This is a genomic window from Marinomonas sargassi (assembly GCF_025716875.1).
Classification (GTDB): Bacteria; Pseudomonadota; Gammaproteobacteria; order Pseudomonadales; family Marinomonadaceae; genus Marinomonas; species Marinomonas sargassi.
Genome location: NZ_JAOVZB010000001.1, coordinates 677997 through 699869 on the forward strand (window position 1 = coordinate 677997; position 21873 = coordinate 699869).

Consider the following 21873-nt stretch of genomic DNA (forward strand, 5'->3'; position numbering starts at 1 on the left):
CCATTAAGCCATTTACTCATCAACCTATTAACCATTTAACTCATTAACTATTTAACTCATTAACTATTTAACTCATTAACAGAGAAGGAATAAGACTATGGCGACAGAAACTCCAACGTTAGAATCCCTCCAAGCGGCGCTCGACGCTCAGCAGGCGGTATTCAACATGCATCAGGCAATGAATGTAGAGGTCTTCTACTGGTGGTGTACAGCCATCATGGTGATGATTCACGCAGGCTTCCTAGCTTATGAAATGGGCGCATCAAGAAGTAAGAATGCACTGGCCGCAGGTGTTAAGAATATTCTTGCCCTTGCTGTAATCATTCCCACTTTTTACCTATTCGGTTGGTGGATTTACAACGCCTTCCCTACAGGTCTAATCCCAATTGAAGCATCAGGCGCATTACCATGGGCAGCAAGCATGGGTCCCGATGTACAAGACATGGGCACAGGTATTTTCTGGGCGGCCTTCGCTTTATTTGGCGCGACCACTGGCTCTATCCTTTCAGGTGCCGTAATCGAACGAATTCGAGTCAGTGCTTTCCTTATTCTTACCGTAGTTTTAGGTAGTGGCGTTTGGATTCTAGCTGGTGCGTGGGGCTGGCACCCAGATGGTTGGATGCTGACAGAAATGGGCTACCACGATGTAGGCGCTTCTGGTGTAGTACACGCTATTGCAGGCTTCTTTACTCTCGGCGTGTTGATCAACTTAGGACCTCGTGTTGGTAAATTTATCAATGGCGTGCCTCAGCAAATCAAAGCCCACAACTTACCAATGACACTCATTGGTTTGATGATGATCATCTTCGGTTTCTTCGGTTTCCTAGGCGGTTGTATCATCTTTAATGGTGGCGATGTAGGTTGGACAACTATCTACAACACGCCAACTAACCTGTCTGCTTTTGCCTTCAATACACTAATGGGCTTTGCAGGTGGTGTAATCGGTTGTTACATAGCAACACGTGATCCTTTCTGGACCATGTCTGGCGGTCTTGTTGGTATTATCTCTGTAGCAGCAGGGCTTGATATCTATGCACCGGGCTTAGCCTTTATCATTGCTACTTGCGTTAGTTTCATTGCTGTGGGCGCAGCGAAGAAACTCGAGAAAATGGGTGTAGATGACGCGGTAGGTGCTGTGGCAGTACATGGTGTTACCGGTGTTGTTGCAGTGATTCTTGTGGGTGTTTTCGCTGGCGGCACACCGAACATGGATGGCAACCCACCAATCTCTCTATACGGCCAAACTGTCTGTGCGATTGTGATGATGGTACTTGGCTTTGTTCCTGGTTACATCGTGTCTTACCTACTTAAGAAAGCAGACATGCTACGCGTACCAACGAATGTAGAAGACCTAGGTTTGGATGAAGTGGAAATTCTTGCTCACCCATACCCAGAAACAGCACCTTCTATAACACCTGTAGCAACCAACATTGACCTAGAAGCGAAAGGAGCATAATTATGGGCACATCTATCACCACATGGGAAAATGTATCGGCGTATTTCACCTTTGCAGATAACCCTATGATGCTAATGCTATTTACCCTTGGCGTAGTTGGCATTGTCGCAGGCTTAATCCGTTTCATTATGAAACATGAAAAAGAAGCCTTCGAAAACCATAAGTAAAACACTTAAAATCGCATTTCGTGAAAACAAAGCTCTGTTCTTCTTTATCCAATATAAGGAAGAGCAGAGCTTTTTTTATTGCCTATTTCTGGCGCTTATAAGCACGATATTTGCATCGTTACATTTCACAAATAACACAACACTTTCTGATGCTTAGGTGCCACAATAGGTGACATATAAAGACTTTTCAGAACAAAATAACCAATGGAAGTAACACCATGAAGCACTACCTTGAACGAGATTACGCAGGCTATGGCCGCCAACAACCAAAAGTAAACTGGCCAAACAATGCCAGAGTGGCTGTACAGTTTGTTTTAAACTTTGAAGAAGGTGGCGAAAACTGTGTTTTGCATGGGGATGACCATGCGGAAACCTTCCTTTCCGAAATTTTTGGTGCTCAGCCATATAAAGACCGACACATGAGCATGGAGTCTTTATACGAATACGGTTCCCGTGCGGGTGTCTGGCGTATATTAAATGAGTTTGAGCGTCGTAACTTACCACTCAGCATTTTTGCGGTTGCAACCGCATTGCAACGTAATCCAGATGTGGCAAAAGCCATAGTTGAAGCCGGCCATGAAATCGTTTGTCACGGTTTAAAGTGGATTCATTACCAAGACATGTCTATCGAAGAAGAGCGCCAGCATATGCAACAGGCCCTCGACTTGATCGAAGAAGTAACAGGGGTAAAAGCCTCAGGTTGGTACACAGGCCGTGACTCCCCAAACACACGTTTGCTGGTCTCTGAGCAGCCTCAATTAAAATATGACTCGGACAATTATGGGGATGACTTACCTTATTGGGTAAAAGTTCCAGACCATAATGCTCTTAACAGCAGTGAAAGCAAAACCAAGCCCCACCTAATTGTTCCTTATACATTAGATTGTAACGACATGAAGTTCTCTTCTCCCTATGGTTTCAGTCACGGAGATGAGTTTTTTCAATACTTAAAAGACAACTTTGATTGCTTGTATGAGGAAGGAGCAACGGCTCCTAAAATGATGTCTATTGGCATGCACTGTCGTACATTAGGAAAGCCAAGCCGTTTCATGGCGCTTAAACGTTTCTTAGATTACGTTCAGTCCCACGATGATGTATGGATTACACGACGGGGCGATATTGCGGACCATTGGATTGAAAATCACCCGCCACAATAATAGAAGCAGTCATTAGAAACAGCCATTTTACGCACAAAATAGACGCATAAATTTCTAAGAAGAGCGTTTTTGGTTCACAAACATCGAATCTTATCTAGGTAGGTTTGATGTTTGACGCGATTCAAATAATCTAAAGGGGTGGCGTTTACGAGTTGTTTAAACTCTCTTTGGAAATGGGCTTGATCGCTAAATCCTAGCTCACAAGCTAAATCTGAAAACGCGACTTCATCACTCTGGTTAATATCATAAACCGCCGATTGACAGCGAATAATACGACTAAAGGCTTTTGGCGACATTCCCATATCAGCGAGGAACTGGCGCTGTAAAGTACGAGAAGTGTAACCCGTCATTCTTTCCAGTTCACCAATACGTATTGTGCCATGGCTTTCACAGATACTGCTCAAAGCTTGCGAGGTTAAAGCAGATGGTTGACGAATGTCCTGACTTTCAAAAAAAGAGCCAAACAAAGCCGTTTGCTCAGAGAATTTTGGGCTGCCAACAATCTCTTCAAATACTTGATTCGCTTGAGGAACAAGGTCTAGCAAGTTGTAATGATGATTGATTAATTCGCCTGCAGAGACGTTCAAAAAATCCGGCATAACCCCAGATACAAAGCGTACGCCAAAATAACGATTACCTTTACTCAAGCCGACATTTACCGCTTCCGTAGGTGTGCCAAACACTTCTGCGCTCGGTCGGTTTTCGTCACAGTCAAACAATATATCGACACACCCATCCGGAATAACAAAGGTTTGTTCCTCTGAGCTTTTTGACTCAAAACTATAAAAATGTGAGATGGCAGGATGATCTGAACCTGACAGAGAAAACGCCTCCTCCGCACTCAAAACCAACCACGGTTGCTTAGAACGAATTCCTGCTAAATAACTGATTAAGGGTGAATTTGACATGAGTCCAACCTGCCTAAAAATATCGAATATCTTCGATCTTCTGCAAACAGAGTGCCAAATAAAGGAAAAATACATTTTTAAAAAATGTTTAGAGTTATGTCGCAAAAGTTCAATACGATGCTTTTTTTTATACCTAGGATGAAAAACATACGCTTTTGCTATCAACTTTCACCAATACAAAATCCACCTAACTAAAGGCAAAGTAGCTTGGTGAAAATGATGTATTCAGCGCCTAAAAACCAACCTCCAATTCTTTAGGTGACGCTATGACCGAGAACACTAAAATCGACTTCATTTACCTTTCTGAACCCGACATGATCAAGGCTGGTGTCACCAACATGCTCGAATGCGTTAACACGATGGAAGAGATGTTCGTGCTACTGCATAAGGGGGATTATCGGATGGCTGGACCAAACAGTGACTCCCATGGCGCCATGGTGACATTCCCAGATGAATCACCCTTTCCAACTATGCCAAAGCCGACCGCCGATCGTCGTCTTATGGCAATGCCTGCCTACCTAGGTGGTGATTTTCAAACCTGTGGCGTGAAATGGTACGGATCAAACATTGCTAATAGAGAGAGAGGTTTACCTCGCTCTATTTTAATGTTCATCCTTAATGACATAGAAACCAGTGCGCCACTAGCATACATGTCGGCCAACTTATTATCGGCTTATCGCACAGGTGCAATTCCGGGCGTTGGAGCTCGTCACCTCGCCCGCAAAGATTCAAAAGTGATTGGCTTACTTGGCCCTGGTGTTATGGGTAAAACCTCGGTATCCGCTTTTATCGCGGTATGTCCAGAGATAGACACCATCAAAATTAAAGGTCGTGGTCAAAAAAGCCTTGATAGTTTTGTTAGCTGGATCAAGGAAACCTTCCCACAAATTACCAATATTCAAATTGTCGACTCAATAGAAGCGGTTGTTCGTGACTCGGATATTGTCACCTACTGTAACTCTGGTGAAGTGGGTGACCCAACTACATACCCAATAGTAAAACGTGAATGGGTGAAATCTGGTGCTTATTTAGCTATGCCAGCAAGCTGTAGTTTGGATGATGGCATGAGTAGCGACAGTGTTCGTAAAGTGCTTGATAACAGAGGACTTTACGAAGCTTGGTACGAGGAAGTGCCAAAACCCGCACACAATGTTATTCCCCTTGTTGGCATGCGTTTCATGGACATGATCGAAGAAGGCGCCATGACTAAAGATCAGCTAGAAGATCTTACTGACATCATAGGTGGCGCAACTCCTGGCCGTAAAAACGATGAAGAAATCATCATTTTATCCGTCGGTGGTATGCCCGTTGAGGATGTCGCTTGGGCAACGAAAATATACCGAAATGCTCTAGAAAACGACATTGGCGTAAAGCTTAACCTATGGGAAACCCCCGAGCTCAAATAGCGCCTCAAAAACTTCATTATTTAATTTTTAACAACGCGCGAACCTAAACCTAATTCGCGCTCTTCTTTTGACTTAATTCAATCGGAAACACTATGACCACTATCACTAAAGTAAAAACTGGATCTAAATTCGAAGAAATTGGCAGCTACTCTCGCCTCGTGGCTGTGGATAACTGGATTTTTGTTTCGAATACAGCAGGACGCAACCCTGATACCAAAGAAATCCCAACGGATGTCATAGAACAAACAGAACAAGTTTTCAGAAATATCGAATCTGCTTTAAAAGCGGTAGACGCCTCTTTAGAAGACGTCGTGATGTCTCGAGTCTTCATTCAAGATCCTGCAGACACTCATAAGGTTATGGAATACGTAGGCTCAAGGTTCCATGGTATTGACCCAGCAACGACGGTTACTTGCCCTCCCCTTGGCTCCAATACTTATAAAGTTGAGCTCGAAGTCACCGCTTACCGAGGCGCCGCTTCAGCCAACGTTCAGAAAATCAACCTAGCTTAAGCATACCCGTAGGAATTGATCCGATGACTAAGACACTTGAAAAAGTTCGCACGACAAATCAGCTCCCCGATTCCACAACTGTCGTCATTATTGGCGGCGGTATCGTTGGCGTAACAGCAGCTCTGACATTAGCGGAGCGAAACATTCCTGTTGTGCTACTGGAGAAGGGACATATTGCTGGTGAACAATCTTCGAGGAACTTAGGTTGGATACGCAAAACCAGCCGCCATTTTGAAGACGTTCCTTTGGCTTTAGCTGCGGATAAGCTCTGGGCTGAGATACCAGAGCGCATCGGTAAAGATGTTGGCTACAAACAATCGGGCATCATGTTCTTAGCGAAAACTGAAGCACAGGTCGCTACCCATGAAGCTTGGCTAAAGTCTGTTGAGTCTATTTCTCTAGACTCCAAAATGCTGAGTACAAAAGAGATTGATGAATCGGTGCCCGGTGGCAAAGGTAATTGGGCCGGCGGTATTTATACACCTTCTGATGGAAATGCAGAGCCTTCCATTGCAGCGAGTGCCATTGCACAAGCTGCAATAGAAAAAGGCGCCACAATTATCCAGCATTGTGCAGTACGGAGCTTGTCTACTACTGGCGGGAAAATCAGCGGTGTTGTCACAGAAAAAGGCGAAATCCGCTGTGAGCAAGTTTTGCTTGCTGGTGGTGCTTGGTCACGACGCTTCTTAGGAAACCATGGCATATCCCTCCCTACCTTACCCCTAGTATGTTCCGTAGCGAGAACAAAACCAATGGAAGGGCCGACTGACATCGCAGTAGGTGGGCCTGACTTTTCTTTTAGAAAACATCAAGACGGTGGCTTTATCATCACTCAGCGGGGTGCTTTGGATGCGCCCCTGACATTAGATCACCTTCTCATAGGTTGGCGTTATTTAAGTCAATTACGAACTCAAGGCGGTGTTTTACGACAGTCTTTCGGGAAGGAGTTCTTTAAAGATCTCGCCGTCGCACGACGCTGGAAGCCTACTCAGGTTTCTCCCTTTGAAAAAAATCGCGTTAACGACCCTGCCGCCAATCCTAGCCTCAATTTAGAAGCACTGACCAACTTGAGAAATGCTTGGCCTGTATTTAATAGCGCAGAAATCGATGAAGAATGGGCTGGCATTATCGATGTCACCCCTGATTCCAACCCCGTCATCGACAAAATAGAAGAGATTCCAGGCTTAACCGTAGCAACAGGATTTTCAGGACATGGATTTGGCACAGGACCCGCCGCAGGACAATTAGCTGCCGACCTAGTTTTAGGCACGGTTCCTATTATCGACCCAAGCCCTTATCGGTTTGGCCGCCTATAAAATTTAAATATTGGATTCACGAGAGGAACAAAACATGAGTGAGAGCACCAGCTATATCGCGTCTGCTGACCCATCAGCAAATAAAAAAATGGGATTCCCTACCATGATGGCTATTTGTGTGGGTCTGGTCATTGCACAAGGTGTCATGATTTCAGCTCTACAAGGCATAGGTATCGGCGGAATGGCATTTATCTTTGCCATGATTATCGCTCTGATATTAGCGCAATTTAATGCTATGAGCTTCGCTGAACTTTCTTTAATGTTCCCGCAAGAAGGGACATTGGCAACGTATACTCAAAAGGCCATTGGGCATTTCCCAGCCATCGTAGCTGTTTTTGCTGGCTACGTCGTTGTTGCTGTTCTCGCTCTGCCTGTAGAGATGTTTCTAGTAGACGCTATTTTAGGGGAGTTATTCCCTGGATTACTGCCTGAAAAAGCCGCTCCACTATTAATCTTGGTTCTGTTTACCATCACCAACTTAATCGGTACGGATGTATTTTCAAAAGTACAAAATCTTTTGGCTTTCATCTTAGTCAGTGCATTAATCATTACGGGTGCTACCGCTATTACAAGTGGTCTACAATCGCCTCAAGAATTAGCGGGCACTCCTGTTGATTGGAGTTTTGGCGGTGTATTGAATGGCAGTGTGATCGGACTCGTTGGCTTAGCTCTTTGGACCATGGTCGGCGTCGAGTTTATTTGTCCATTGATTAACAGTGTCAAAGACCCAGCCAAAAATGTTCCTCGTGCCATGCACCTATCCTTATTCATGATTTTTACTATCTTTGTGGCATTTGCATTTGGTGCTAGCTTACTTCTTGACGTAGAAACCATCATGGCATCCCCTCTACCATTTATTGATTATGCTGGCGCCGTTTTTGGTAAAAGTGGTCTAATTATCGCGGCAGTAATGGCGGTCACAGCAACCTGTAGTACGATGAATACCGTATTAGCAGCCGTGCCAAGAATGTTGCAAGGCATGGCAGAACAAGGTCAAGTTTTCCCTCAGTTAAAAGCAAAAAACAAGCATGATGCGCCTTGGGTTGGCATCTTAATGATCTCTGTATTAACTACGATTCCCTTCTTTATATTTGGTATCGATTCTTTAATCATGCTGATTATTGCAGCAACAACAAGTTGGTTACTTGCTTACTGCGTAGCGCACATTAACGTTATCGTATTGCGTAAACGCCTGCCAAACCATGATCGCCCTTACCGCACACCGTTCTTCCCTATCCCTCAAGTTTTAGGTATCGCAGCCATGCTATATGTTGCTGCCAACAACTCTCCAGCTCCTGAAATGACTCAAATGGTTTACACCATTGCTGGTGGGATTTTATTACTAGTCAGTATTACTGCTGCACTATGGGTGAAGTTTTACATGAAACGTGGCTTGTTTGAGCCTGATATGAGCTAGGTCCTAAAAGGCAATGATCAAAAGTGCTGATATCATCCTAATGATATTAGCACTTTTTACTTTATTTTAATAAAAGGGATTACGTCATGTTCGGAAGAAAGCGTATTCAAGAATTAGAGTTGGCGTTAGAAGCGACAATCAACGAAAAACAACATCTTGAAAAGAAACTGGCGGACATCTCTTCGCAACTCAGTTCGCAACAAGAGCAAGTCGACGAAAAGGTTTCCCTGCCAATCGACATTCGTTTTTTCAAACCTCAACACAAGATTCTCAAACTCTCACTTAATTCGGTTAACCAAATATCTGAGCTATTGTTCGAACCGATGAGTGCATCGGAGGGCAACAATGAGGATATTGAAAACAACCAGATAGAAATAAAGCAGCTATCAGCAGAGCTTGGTCATATCTCAGCGCAAACAAACTTGAGTTTAGAGGATGTCATTGGCCTAAGAAATATTGCCGGCGAAATTAAAGGCTTTACCGATATTATTCAGAGCATTTCAGAACAAACCAATTTATTAGCCCTAAATGCAGCAATTGAAGCCGCTCGTGCCGGTGAGCATGGACGAGGCTTTGCCGTTGTCGCAGATGAGGTCAGAGCTCTCGCCACAAAATCCAGAGACTCAAGTGAGAAAATTTCTACGCTGGTAAACCGCATAGATGAAAGTACAACCAAAGTAAGCGAGCAAATAGAAAATTTACATGTATCAACACTAAGCGTGAGCGATGCCTGTGGAAAGCTCAGCGAATCTTTCAAGAAAACAGCGATAAATTCAGGGGCTCTCGTTAAAGCTGGCTACCACTCCATGGCCTTTGCCCACTCAGCCGCCTCTCTACTTGAGCTTAATCAATGGAAATCAGACTATCTCATTGCCGTCTTACAGGGTGAGCCACAAACAACTACCATAGATATAAAGACAACCCAGTTTGGAGAATGGTATTACAGTGGAACGGATAACGAATTTAACTTCCGAGACACCCCTAGTTTTATCAAAATTCACCAAGAGCTAGAAAAAATGGAAGACTTGGCCACTGAAATGGAAACTTTAGATAAGCAAGAGTTTGAAAAGATAGCCTCTATAGAAGTCAGAATTTCATCTCATATCGAGGCCATTTATAAGCATTTAGACGCTGTTCAATCCTATTTGTTTGAGCACCTAGGCTAGTAAAGAAAGAGCTAACGCTCTTTCTTTACCTTCTTCAATAATGCTATACCTTCTGGCGCTGCCACAAAAACTGAGTATCTTTTTCCACTTTTATAAATTACTTTCGTAGGTCTCTAGGGGAAAAACCATAGTAGCGTTTAAACTTTGTAGAGAATTGAGTATGGTGGTTGTAACCGCATTCTAATGCGATATCGAGAATACTCTTATCCGTCTTCATCAACAGCGTATGCGCTTTTTCCATTCTCATTCTGGTTAAACAAGCATAAGGCGTTTCGTTGAAGGTATTTTTGAATTTTTTTAAGAAATGGAACTCGCTCAAATACAGTTCATTGGCCATATCACTTAAATGAACAGAATCCCCTAAACGATCCTGAAAATAATCTTTGATCTTTACTTGATGGGCCAGTGAAAAACAGCCAACTTTTCTTGTGCGGCGCTTAGATTCTGACAAATGAGAGGTCGCTAAATTCACAAGTACCCAGTTAGCAGCGCTTTCAAGCCCTAGAGCAATGTGGCTGTCATCCCAATCCGATAAGGCAATACTCTTCATTGCTGCACTTAAGATAGGATCAGAGGCTTGTAAAGACTCATTGAAGTCAAAACGATCCCCGTAGCCATCATTTAATTCGTATAGATTTTTAGCGAAGTAGTCATTACCGATATATAAATGGAAAAACTGAAGGTGACCATTGATGAACCAATTCGACTCCAAACCGTCTTTCGGGAAAACACAAATAGCATCATCAAAACCTGTACGTATGGCGCGACCTTTACTGTCTATTTGAGAGCAATTTTGCCCACCATGCTGATAAAAACTGATCACATTTTCATCCGCACCTTCATAATAGGTTTGCGCATTTTGTCCAGACCATTCAGAGACAGAGACCCCGGGAGCAATAAGAGAAGACCGAACTAGATCAACACCAGCATTCGTAAGAGTGTGTCTGAAATCCATGAAGTTTCCTGCCTGAGTCACCAATCAATGTCATCATAATAAAATACCTAAGCGTTGGATCAAAGAGGTAAGTCACAGCAGCATAAACAAGCCAGACAAAACCAGTACCAGACCGAGGATACGATTTTGAAGAAGCCTATATTTTGAGCTGTTATCTGATATTAAATCCACACCTGATCTACTGCTGAAACCGTCACACTGCTTTTTTCTTCACCAGTGTGCGCGGTTGAAGAAGGCTCTATCATCATAAAATGTGTATCTTCTTGAGCTTTTGGGCAATGAATAACACCTCTTGGGACAACGTACATTTCACCAGAATTTAACGTAATATCCCCAGACTCCATCATTAATGTCAGCTGCCCTTTAAACACAATAAACAACTCATCTTCATTGTCGTGTTTATGCCATACAAGCTCGCCACTTCCTTTAGCAATTTTGACTAATTGACCATTAGATTCTGCAATAATTTTGGGAGTCCATTCTTCAGAAAACAAACTGAACTTTTCACAAATATTGATCTTAGTCATTGAGACCTTCCTAAAGGCAACATATACGAATTAAGTGATTATTTAACGATAGATCATTGCTTTCAACTGTTCAGATATTGCTGTCTTCTTAATAAATACTGCTGTTTCAACTTGGTAATATCACCCCCAAATACTAAAAAGGTGGCTTACTTTCGTAAGCCACCTTTTGTAAACATTTTACGAGGTCTTATCGACCACTATTTTTCCTGCTTACCAGCTACAATTTTATCTAAAATCAGAGCACAGAAGAGAATCGCAATACCAGCTAATATACCTTCCCCTTCAGAGGCATATTGCAAGGCAGCAAGTACATCTTCACCTAAGCCTTTTGCGCCGATCAAAGACGCCACCACTACCATAGCTAATGACATTAATATGGTCTGGTTAACGCCTGTCATAATGGTACGAGAAGCCAGCGGTAAATCGACTTTAAACAGTAAGTACGCAGGTGTTGCACCAAAGGCCATTGCCGCTTCTCTTGCCGCATGGGGAACCTGTTGCAAACCTAAAACGGTCAACCGTATTACCGGAGGCGAACCAAACACTAAGGTTGCAATAATGGCACTGGGTTTACCCGCACCAAAGAATGCAATTACAGGAATCAAATACACAAAAGATGGCATGGATTGCATAAAGTCTAATACCGGACGGGCAACCATGAAGACTTTAGGCTTACGCGCACACAAGATTCCAAATGGGATACCCAATACAATCGCCACCATTGCGGCCGCGCCTAGTAAAGAGATGGTCGTCATGGCCTTTTCCCAAAAGCCTAAAATACCAAGATACGACAAGGCACATACAGTAAAAATAGCGACTCTGGGGCCACCTGTTAAAGCGCTGAGGATAGCGACAGCCAACATGACAACTGGCCAAGGTGTGCCAACGAAAATTACTTCTAAGCCATCCAATAACGAACGAACGCCCAAGGTAATGCTATTAAAGAAATCTCCACCAGACACTTTTGCCCAATCAAACCAATCACCTATACCATTCGCTAAGGTAGAACTGAGTTCATTATTGGCCGGGAAAGTTAATAGAATCGGCAGTATGTCTGGCTGTGCAAAACGAATAGAGGAAAGACTAGTAACAATCAGAAACAAAGCCGTACCGATAAAAGTGCGCTCCTTTGACAGTCCGGATAACACGCTATTATTTGAACGCCAACGAGTAAATTGCGTCTCTAATGTCCAATTAGCGATCACAGCTTCAGTGGCTTTTGCGGCTAGAATAATCACCAAACCAAAAACAATAAGACTAGCACTGGCTTCTGCCGCTGCGGTTGCTGCTGACATTGCGTCATCTAACGCTTTCTGTAGAGAACCCACTGCACGTTCTAAAGAAGCGACTGAAGAAGCCCCCGCGGCCTTAGCTGCTTCTAGCTGTTCCATTCGTGAGTTGATCATCACTTGAATAGCATCAGCGCGATCGACTTGGGCACTGCCTAAATCCCCAAACAGTCCTTTAATTAACTGCACAAAGCCATAGGTTTCAATTAACAGAAAACAAAGAAACCAAGACCATAAACCACGGGCAGCAAACCAAATTGGTCCAAATAAAGCAGCAAATGGCTGGAATGACGCTTTAAAGCCTTTCGCATCACTTAACTTATCGAATTCTTTTACATAATAATCGCCATTTTTTTCAACAAATGTACGAGTAAGATGCTCAGTTTCATTAGGAACAGGTATTGTGTCAGACATATTATTCTACCTCTTCTTTTCGGTTACCCTGAATGGCTAACATCAGGTCTATGTTGTCAATTACGCCCACATCTTTACCGTCACGTTCAACGACGAGTGGCCCTTGGTGTTCAACCGAGACATCAATCAATCCATTCAAATCCATGTTGTAAGGAACACGCTTGGCGCTTTCAGGGATTGCCCCAAGCGTTTCTTCACGCTTGCTGATAGATTTCATAATGGAATCTGCGTATACCAAGTTTAATTTGGAAATTCCCGACACAAAATTCGCGACATAGTCATCAATAGGGTTCATAACTATGTCTTCTGGCGTACCAATTTGAACGATCTGACCATCTTTCATAATGGCAATTCGATTACCAATACGTATGGCTTCATCTAAATCATGGGTAATGAAAATCGTAGTCTTCTTCAACTTGGCAGACAGCGTCATAAACTGCTCTTGTAGCTGCCTTCTGATTAAAGGGTCCAGTGCGGAAAACGGCTCATCCATCAGCAATATGTCAGGGTCAGAAGCCAACGCTCGCGCTAAGCCAACACGTTGTTGCATACCACCGGACAATTCATGACCGTATTTATGCTCCCAACCTGTTAACTCAACTAAAGCAAGCGCTTCATCGGCCTTTGACCAACGGTCTTTTTTAGAAGAACCACGAATTTCTAAAGGCATTGCCACATTATCTCGAACCGTACGATGGGGCATTAAACCAAAGTTTTGAAATACCATAGCAATCCTACGGTTACGCATGGCTCGTAAGGCTTCGCCACCTAGTTGTGTAACATCTTCACCGCCGACAATAATTTCGCCCGCTGTCGGTTCTAATAAGCGGTTAATATGTCGAACTAATGTGGACTTTCCTGAGCCTGAGAGACCCATAATACAAAAGATTTCGCCTTCTTCGACTTCAAAGCTGGCATCGGCCACACCTACCACACATTCGTACTCTGACAGCACTTCTGCTTTAGTAAGTCCATGTTTTTGAACGGCTTTAAAAGCCGCATCGCTCTCTTCTCCAAATATTTTCCAAACATTTTTCACGGCGATCGCTGGAGTTGTTTTCATTTCGTTCAAAATATTTCTCCTACGTCACTCAATGTTATGGCAAGACGAGTTCGCCATAACATTGAGCCTCATTCAATTTGAGTTATTCAATGCCAAGCCATTTGTCTACCGTCGTACTATTATTGCTAACCCAAGTACGCACTACATCTTCTGCTTCTTTGCCTTCAATAATGACTTGATAAGTCCAATTGGAAACGTCATCAGCACTTAAGTTGATATTAGATAGAAAGTCCGCGACTTCTGGCGATCTCGTTTCAAGGGTTTTGGAGTAAGCAATACGAACGTTTTTAATCGGGTCACCCGTAAAGATGCTAGATTTCTCATACCAGTTTGGGTCATCTTGAGGTTGTAACATTTGATATTGAGCGGCGTCGTACTCAGGCTCTTCTAACAAAACGGTTTCATAGAGCGCATGTACGTAATGAGGAACGTAGCAATAGAAAGCGACACCCTGTTCTTTTTTATACAGGGTCTCTAAACGGTTATAGAAGATCGCTTCATCTTCTGTGCTAATGGTATTGAAGAGTTCAATGCCGTAATCACGCGCTTTTACCTTATTGATATTGGTTGAAGCCCAGCCAGCACCACCGGCCCAAACTTCACCCATGCCATCGCCATCAGAATCAAACAATGCTTGAGCTTCCGGTGTTGCCATATCATAAACGGTCTTTATGCCGTGTTTTTCCGACATATATTTCGGCACACAGAATCCGGTTCTTCCTTCATAAAACCCCTTAGATAGAGCAACCGTTTTATTGCCTGTTACGTACTGATCCACCAGAGCTTGCTGGTTCGGCAGCCAAACATCAGGGTGCACATCGATATCGCCTCGACCGCCGTCCATTGCTGCAAAGATAATAGAGTTAGTACTTGGCACCATATCGGCCTCAGCACCTAGCTTTTCCTCAATAACTACTTTAATTAAATTACCGATGATTTTTGCGCCAGGCCAAGATAACTCAGCAATCATGACTTTATCAGCAGCATGAACATAACTTACGGATGCCGAACTGATAGAAACCGCCAGCATAACTTTTGCTAATAGTGACTTTCTCATTTCTCTTCTCCAGTTTATGAATAATAAGTAAAACTAAGCTCTTGCTCTTTCTCGTTTTGGATCAACAAAGGGGAAAGAACAAACAGTGGCCACTTGACGCTTCATATAACCGTCCAAGGAACCTACCTCTAGTACTGTGCCTTCTGGGCTGTACTCAATAGCAACTCGAGCTAAAGCAATAACTTGCTCCAATTCGGGTGAACGAACGGCACTAGTGACCGTACCAATTTGATTGCGACCGATAAAAATAGGCGCACCATGATGTGGAATTTCATTACCTTGAAGGCGCAAACCAACAAGTTTAATTTTAGGGGCAGTAGCATTGCGCTCTAGCGCTGCTCTCCCGATGAAATGTTCTTTTTTCATATCGACAGCAAAGCCAAGACCCGCTTCAAAGGCATCGACTGTGGGTGGGAATTCATTGGCAGCAATCATTAACCCAGCTTCAACTCGTTTAATTTCAAGTGCTTCACTGCCAATAGGCGTAATACCGAATTCTTCTCCCTCTTTCATGAGGGCATCCCAAATGGGTAGCGCTGACTCTTTATCACAAAAAATTTCATAGCCAAGCTCACCTGTAAAACCAGATCGAGTCAGCATGAATAATGGGCCATTACGGTCATATAAACGGCCAATAGTGCAGCCGAACCACTTCACATTTTCGAGTAAAGGTTGAGTAGGTTGTACGAACAACAACTTCGCTAATAAATCTCGGCTTTTAGGGCCTTGAATAGCCAAATTGGGCATCGCAGACCAGAGTGATTTAATCCATACTTTTAAACCGTGCTCTTCAGCCAAACTTTTTAATTGCCGACCACTTTCTTCAGAGCCACAGCACCAGCGATACAAATGCGGTCCGATATGGAATAAGGTGCCATCATCAATGACCGAGCCTGTTTCACTGCAAATTAGTGTGTAAAAACCTCGATTTAACGACAACTTGCTAATATCACGCGTCATTGCCAGTTGTAATAAGGCTTCCGCATCAGGTCCGATGATGTCGTATTTACGCAACGCCGACATATCTTGTATTGTCACGCCTTGGCTACATGCCCAGTACTCTTCAATAGCGCCTGTGGCTTCAAAGTGGTTCGGCAACCAAAGGTCTCGTGCAACAGAAAAAGATTGAGTAAGAGCACTTGTACGAGGATGGAAAGCACTTTCAACTGTCATATTGTATTCACTCTCTGTAAAAGGACGATGGGCAATTGCTCTAGCAATATTGCTGTCTTCGCTATAAATGCGCACTTTGATATCGGTAGGATTCCAGCCATTAATTGGATCGATATCATCGGGACAAGCCGTACTCACGCAAATTAGGTCCTGCAATGCTCGCATTACCACATAATCACCAGGGCGAGACCAAGCCTCATCGCTAGACAAATGATTACTGTGCATATCTATGGTGGAGTTAAAAAAGAAATTAATGGCAGGCCAAGCCTTACGGGGCTGAATGCCGTAAGCACTATAGGCATTAGTAATGTTATCTGAACAATTTACATGTCCCGGAAAGCCTCGCTCTTCATAACCTCGAGCGGTACAAGCCAAACCAAAGGTATCGTGTCGGCCAACGGTATCTTGAACTACCGCCAATAAAGGCTGCATATCTTGATCAAAAAACTTATCGCATAAACCTGGTGCAGGATACGAGCGGTGAACCATAGTTCGCGTTACGGTAGAGTCGATGTAACGCTCTTTTCCTGCTTTTAATGCGCTATGGGATACCGCCATAAAATCAGAGCATTGGCGGCCTTCAATATCGATTACTTGAATATACTCGCCCGCTTTCACCTCATAGGACTGCCCAGTACCACTGTCGATATGAATTTCTTGACGCACCTTACCTAAAGGCTTTGGTAAATGAGACTCCGAGCTACCCTTGAAGTGATGTTCAATTAAGACAGTACCGCCGCCGCCTTTTTCAATTGAGTTTTCTTGGATGGGTAAAGCAAGAAACAAGGTCAATTCATCTAGACAACGAATCACATAAGAGTCGCCAGCAAGTGTTGTTTCATCAAAAACGGAACGGCAAGAAATATTTTCTATAGCACCCTTTTTAGGGGCTAAAAATTCTAATAGAGGGGATGTATTAAAAGCATGATAATTCGGTTTCGTCGGGGGGAGCTCATGGGTAGAAAGTAAAGACGCTGCGTCTTCATTGTCCTTACTCACAGCGAATATAAGGACAGGCGCCCCACCATCCGAATTGGTTAATTTGATTAGACTACCTTTTGATAATTCCAGCTCACACATCTCTCGACAATGTAATTCTTTAAACTGGCTATCGTTCGCAAAATGAAAACCTGGGTAATAAAGCTTATTAGGGCTTTCAATATCATCTTTCGGTTTAAATATATAAGTCATTCCAACCTACCGTGTGAGTCAATCCAGCTTTTGCACTGTTTTTAACCAAAGAAAATAAGAACGCGCTCAAATGAATCATCTAAACCTTTTCTTTGCCTTAAAACAGAAATGAAAAGCACCTAATCCGACACATTCATCTGATGTTTATTAAATAAAGCAAAAACAAAGCCAGAAAATGAAATTTTATATATTTTTTTCAGATTTGTTGCTATTTACTGAAATATTTCAGTTTTTAGCCCGATATATAAAAATTAAACTTTGCTAGTTTAAAAGAGGGGGAGTAAGGAAGGAGCAAGCGTAGAGCAATCGAGTATAGGTACTCAGTTATACATAAAGAGAGTCATATTTAGGCCGTTCAATAGAAGTGCAGTCAATACAAAGAGAGGTAAACCTTAGTTAATAGCCACCATCAGCAATAGTCCAAACGACTACCGCATCTTCTGTTTTTGAAGGGTTTCGAACCCAGTGAGGGTCATCACCATTCAAAACAAAGCTATCTCCCGCTTTCAGTACAAAGCTTTTATCACCGATTCCTATCTCTAATGTGCCCGACTGAAGTAAACCGCCTTCCTCACCTTTTCGTTCACGTGATTTAGTTCCTGAACCAGGTGCAAATGTTGTCAGTATCATTTGTAGTTGACCAGATAAACGCGGAGACAAAAGCTCTTCTCGAATACCGGTTCCCGCAAAGTTTAAACTACGGCGAGCTTCACTTCTCACGATATGATTAATCTCATCTATTGGCATTTCTAAGTCCGTATGGAAAAACCAACTCAATTGCACGTCAAGCACCTTGCAAATAGATTGCAAAATGGGAATAGGTAAAGAGGAAACACCTCGTTCCACTTGGCTTACATAACCGACAGAACGATTGATACGTTCAGCCATATCGATAAGCGTAACGCCTTTCGCTTTTCGTAAATCACGTATTTGGCGGCCTATCTTTAAACTCTCCAAATCCGCCGAGGGTGGTATTTTTTTACTCATATAAGCCTATCGTTCAAAATATTTAATCTCTTTATCAAGTACTAACCGAATCACTGTCAGTTAATTACCCAATGAAAGAGTATAAAAATAATCAATTTTGCTAGCAGCATTAATTAAAGGGGATGGATTATTCTAATGATTGTAGAAATTATAAGCTACACATGAAGAGATAACGGGTGAAAAAACACGCATGGTAATCCATGAGAGGGAAAAGCATTGCCCGAGAAGATGAGGCCTTGTAGTAATACAAGAGATATTAGAAGGAAGGTTTAATATCAAGCGTTCTTCTCAGGCAAGTTTTTAGGATACGAGCCTCTAACTCATATCCTTTCTTGCAGAATCCAATGTTTGGCTGATCAAAGCATTAATTGTCATTGGCCCAACACCACCGGGGACAGGAGTTAATGCAGCCACACGGGAATCTAAACCAGTTTTATCTATGTCCCCTATACCACCTGGGTGATATCCGGCATCAACAACGATCGCACCATCTTTAATCCATTCAGCTTTGATAAGTTCTGGCTTACCAACGGCACCAATAACAATGTCAGCCTGAGCCACGAGTTCCGCCAGATTCTGTGTTCTAGAGTGACAAATGGTGACGGTAGCATCTGCATTTAACAGCATAGCGGCCATAGGTTTACCTAAAATTGGGCTACGACCCACCACCACAGCGTGCTTACCAGACAAAGCAACTTTATAGTGAGCAAGAAGCGTCATAATGCCCGCAGGTGTTGCCGAGCCAAACGCTTGTTCTTGCATGGACATTAATCCAAAGCCTTTCGTTGTTACGCCGTCAACGTCTTTTTCGATAGCAATGGCGTCAAAACAAGTTCTTTCGTCTATCTGTTCAGGTACAGGGTGTTGCAACAAAATACCGCATACTTGCGGATCTTTATTTAATAAATCAATTTGAGCCAACAGCTCTTCTGTCGTTGTACTTTCAGGCATTGCTACCTTCACAGACTCCATACCAACACGACGACAAGCGTTCTGCTTCATTTGTACATAAGTCGCAGATGCTGGGTCCCCACCCACTAAGATAGTGGCAAGAACAGGAACCTTTGCACCAGATCTAATCAGCTCTTCTACTGCGATACTAAGCTCAGCTTCACGACTCATTGCCAAGGCTTTGCCATCTAGAATTAATGCTGCCATTTCATTTACCCTCTTAGATACCATTTTCGTCTATGTGGTTACCTTGTGAAGAAAGCACTGAAGCTAGCGCTTTCTTCCAGCGAATTAGCATTTGATCCTTTCCATTTCAGGATCATAGAAAGATCTCAGAGACGGAGTAACCTTGTAACGTTTACACTCCACTTCGATTTCAAAAGTGGCCGATTCTAACCACTCTTTGGTGACACCTTCTTCATAATTGACATAACCCATTGCAACCGTCGCTCCCAAAGTATGGCCAAACATACCAGCCGTTGTTCGACCTACAATGGTATCGTTCGCATAGATGGGTTCTTCGTGGTAACAAAGCGGCTCTTCATCTTCAAACAAGAAAGCGACAAAGCGTTTTTGTAGAGGCCCTTTGGCTTTTTGCGCAAGCACAGCCTCTTTACCAATAAAACCGCCTACTTTGTTAAAGTCACAAGTGAAGCCTAATCCCGCTTCCAGCACAGTATCTTCATCCGTAATGTCATGTCCCCAGTGGCGATAACATTTCTCCATACGTAACGAGTTCATCGTGTGATAACCGTAAGGGCGAATGTCGAACTCTTCCCCTGCTTCAAACAACAGCTCATAGACACTCGGTGCAAACTCAGTCGGGATATATAACTCCCAACCTAGTTCTCCCACGTAGGTAATTCGTGACGCGCGAACAATGGCGTATCCCAATTCAATTTCACGGGAAGTCGCGAACGGAAACGCATCATGAGAAAGGTCTTCTCTAGTCAATTTCGATAACACATCGCGAGACTTAGGTCCCATTACCGTAACAACAGCGTAAGCAGACGTCATATCGGTAATAACAACAGCCGCGCCCTTCGACTTATGACGGTTCAACCAATCCAAATCCCTTGTTTGGCATGCAACACCCGACACCACAAGGTATTGATCCTCTGCTAAGCGCGTCACTGTCACGTCCGCTTCAATTCCGCCACGTTCATTTAGCCATTGCGTATAAACCATTTTGCCAACCGCAACAGACACATTGTTACAACAAAGTTGATTCAGAAATGCCTCAGCATCAGGTCCTTCGACTTTGTATTTACAAAATGAACTTTGATCAATCACACCAACGGAATTTCTCACCGCATTGTGTTCTTCTTTATTGTTCTCAAACCAGTTTTGTCGACCAAAAGAATATTCGTACTCTGGTGTTTGTCCTTCTTTGGCAAACCAATTGGCACGCTCCCAGCCGTTCTCACTACCAAATACTGCGCCTTGGGCTTTCAGTTGGTCATGCAGTACAGACTTTCTAACGCCTCGGGCCGTTTTGTACTGTTTAAAGGGGTAATGAGTTTCATAAAGCAAACCTAGAGATTCCGTTGTTCGCTCTTCTAAATAACGCTGGGTACCTTGGAATGGCATATTCCTACGAATATCCACATCCCATAAATCCTGAGGTGCATGACCTTTATGAATCCATTCAGCCAGCATTTTTCCAGCACCACCTGCCGATTGAATGCCAACAGAATTGAATCCAGCAGCAACAAAGTAGTTTCTCAGCTCTGGTGATTCACCAAGGTGGTAACGGTCATCTGGCGTGAAGGATTCTGGTCCGTTAAAGAAAACCTGCAAACCGGTTCTTTCCAAAATAGGAAGACGGTGCATAGCGGCTTCTAAATAAGGCTCTAAGTGGTCAAAATCTTCTGGTAATTGATCGAAGAAAAAGTTCTCTGGAATCCCCTTCATGCCCCATGGTTTGGCGTTGGGTTCAAACATACCAACCAATAATTTACCGGCATCTTCTTTGTAGTAACAATAGCCGTCCATATCTCGCATTGTCGGTAAACCATGCTGTAGGTCAGGCATATTTTCTGTCACCACATAAAAATGCTCAGCAGCATGCAAAGGGACATTTACTCCGGCTTTTCTACCGAACTCACGGGCCCACATGCCAGAACAGTTAACAACAAACTCGGCATCGATATCACCCTGTTCTGTAATTACACCAACCGCTTTGCCGTCTTTAATCTTCATGTCGAGCACTTTCACTTCTTCGAAGATCTGCGCACCACCCATGCGAGCACCTTTCGCTAAAGCTTGTGTAACATCTACCGGGCTCGTCATCCCATCCATTGGCAAATGTACCGCGCCAATAACATCATCTACATTCATCAGCGGCCATAACGCTTTAGCTTGATCCGGTGTAATGACATCACATGGAAAACCCGCCACTTTGGCCATTGAAGCGCCGCGTTTCAGTTCAGAGAAGCGTTCTTTATTCGTCGCGATTGTCAGTGAGCCATTACGAACAAAACCCGTCGCTTGGCCGGTTTCTGCTTCCAGCTGCTCGTATAATGTCGCGCTATAATTGGCCAACATTGACATGTTATAGGTAGCTCGTAGAGTAGGCACCAAACCAGCTGCATGCCATGTAGTACCACAGGTTAGCTGTCGCCTTTCTAATAAGACGACATCGGTAAAGCCCAGTTTAGTTAGGTGGTAAGCCACACTACAGCCAATAACACCGCCGCCAACAATAACGACCTGTGCAGAAGTCGGTAATTTTTTCGTCATTCCGTTTCTCCAAACATCT

18 protein-coding genes are annotated in these 21873 nt (G+C 43.4%); 8 read left to right on the forward strand and 10 right to left on the reverse strand.

Translation table 11 applies throughout. From position 1 onward, the window contains the following. Positions 1-97 precede the first annotated feature (97 nt). The 3 genes from OFY17_RS03310 (at position 98) to puuE (ending at position 2780) form a co-directional block, all read left to right on the forward strand. Complete coding sequence (locus OFY17_RS03310; protein WP_263529277.1) at positions 98-1456, forward strand: ammonium transporter; 1359 nt, start codon at positions 98-100, stop codon at positions 1454-1456. 2 nt (positions 1457-1458) lie between these two features. Then, positions 1459-1623 carry a hypothetical protein gene (locus OFY17_RS03315; protein ID WP_263529278.1) on the forward strand — a complete coding sequence of 55 codons (165 nt, stop codon included), beginning with the start codon at positions 1459-1461 and terminating at the stop codon, positions 1621-1623. Positions 1624-1841: 218 nt separating this feature from the next. Further along, positions 1842-2780: an allantoinase PuuE gene (puuE, locus tag OFY17_RS03320; protein WP_263529279.1), complete on the forward strand. Its 939-nt coding sequence runs from the start codon at positions 1842-1844 to the stop codon at positions 2778-2780. 74 nt (positions 2781-2854) lie between these two features. Here puuE and OFY17_RS03325 read toward each other — a convergent pair whose 3' ends face one another. Beyond that, a complete protein-coding gene (locus OFY17_RS03325; RefSeq protein WP_263529280.1) occupies positions 2855-3688 on the reverse strand; it encodes a helix-turn-helix domain-containing protein in 834 nt (277 codons plus the stop codon). Between the two features lie 266 nt (positions 3689-3954). On the opposite strand from OFY17_RS03325, the gene OFY17_RS03330 reads away from it, so the two are divergent. From OFY17_RS03330 to OFY17_RS03350, 5 genes are all read left to right on the forward strand, one after another. Further along, a complete protein-coding gene (locus OFY17_RS03330; protein WP_263529281.1) occupies positions 3955-5094 on the forward strand; it encodes a tyramine oxidase subunit B in 1140 nt (379 codons plus the stop codon). A gap of 92 nt (positions 5095-5186) precedes the next feature. Continuing rightward, on the forward strand, positions 5187-5606 hold the full coding sequence (locus OFY17_RS03335) for a RidA family protein (RefSeq protein WP_263529282.1): 420 nt from the start codon (positions 5187-5189) through the stop codon (positions 5604-5606). A 23-nt stretch (positions 5607-5629) separates the two neighbouring features. Then, positions 5630-6922 (forward strand): NAD(P)/FAD-dependent oxidoreductase, encoded by a 1293-nt coding sequence (locus OFY17_RS03340; RefSeq protein WP_263529283.1) that lies wholly within the window; start codon positions 5630-5632, stop codon positions 6920-6922. Positions 6923-6956: 34 nt separating this feature from the next. Beyond that, positions 6957-8339, forward strand: a complete 1383-nt coding sequence (locus tag OFY17_RS03345) for an APC family permease (RefSeq protein WP_263529284.1) — start codon at positions 6957-6959, stop codon at positions 8337-8339. 323 nt (positions 8340-8662) lie between these two features. After that, positions 8663-9505: a methyl-accepting chemotaxis protein gene (locus tag OFY17_RS03350; protein WP_263529518.1), complete on the forward strand. Its 843-nt coding sequence runs from the start codon at positions 8663-8665 to the stop codon at positions 9503-9505. Between the two features lie 97 nt (positions 9506-9602). Here the strand turns inward: OFY17_RS03350 and OFY17_RS03355 are convergent, their stop codons facing one another. From OFY17_RS03355 to OFY17_RS03395, 9 genes are all read right to left on the reverse strand, one after another. Beyond that, complete coding sequence (locus OFY17_RS03355; RefSeq protein ID WP_263529285.1) at positions 9603-10460, reverse strand: helix-turn-helix transcriptional regulator; 858 nt, start codon at positions 10458-10460, stop codon at positions 9603-9605. A 161-nt stretch (positions 10461-10621) separates the two neighbouring features. Beyond that, complete coding sequence (locus OFY17_RS03360) at positions 10622-10987, reverse strand: cupin domain-containing protein (protein ID WP_263529286.1); 366 nt, start codon at positions 10985-10987, stop codon at positions 10622-10624. Positions 10988-11184: 197 nt separating this feature from the next. After that, positions 11185-12690: an ABC transporter permease gene (locus OFY17_RS03365; protein ID WP_263529287.1), complete on the reverse strand. Its 1506-nt coding sequence runs from the start codon at positions 12688-12690 to the stop codon at positions 11185-11187. Between the two features lies 1 nt (position 12691). Beyond that, on the reverse strand, positions 12692-13753 hold the full coding sequence (locus OFY17_RS03370) for a quaternary amine ABC transporter ATP-binding protein (RefSeq protein WP_263529519.1): 1062 nt from the start codon (positions 13751-13753) through the stop codon (positions 12692-12694). Positions 13754-13835: 82 nt separating this feature from the next. Then, entirely contained in the window at positions 13836-14810 is a 975-nt protein-coding gene (locus OFY17_RS03375; protein ID WP_263529288.1) for an ABC transporter substrate-binding protein, read from the reverse strand. A 33-nt stretch (positions 14811-14843) separates the two neighbouring features. Next, on the reverse strand, positions 14844-17174 hold the full coding sequence (locus OFY17_RS03380; protein WP_263529289.1) for a DUF1989 domain-containing protein: 2331 nt from the start codon (positions 17172-17174) through the stop codon (positions 14844-14846). A gap of 396 nt (positions 17175-17570) precedes the next feature. Further along, the gene (locus tag OFY17_RS03385; RefSeq protein WP_263529290.1) at positions 17571-18161 is read right to left on the reverse strand and encodes a helix-turn-helix domain-containing protein; all 591 of its coding nucleotides are present in this window, start codon (positions 18159-18161) and stop codon (positions 17571-17573) included. Between the two features lie 315 nt (positions 18162-18476). Continuing rightward, positions 18477-19319 carry a bifunctional methylenetetrahydrofolate dehydrogenase/methenyltetrahydrofolate cyclohydrolase FolD gene (gene folD, locus OFY17_RS03390; protein ID WP_263529291.1) on the reverse strand — a complete coding sequence of 281 codons (843 nt, stop codon included), beginning with the start codon at positions 19317-19319 and terminating at the stop codon, positions 18477-18479. A gap of 84 nt (positions 19320-19403) precedes the next feature. After that, positions 19404-21854: a GcvT family protein gene (locus OFY17_RS03395; protein WP_263529292.1), complete on the reverse strand. Its 2451-nt coding sequence runs from the start codon at positions 21852-21854 to the stop codon at positions 19404-19406. Between the last annotated feature and the right edge of the window lie 19 nt (positions 21855-21873).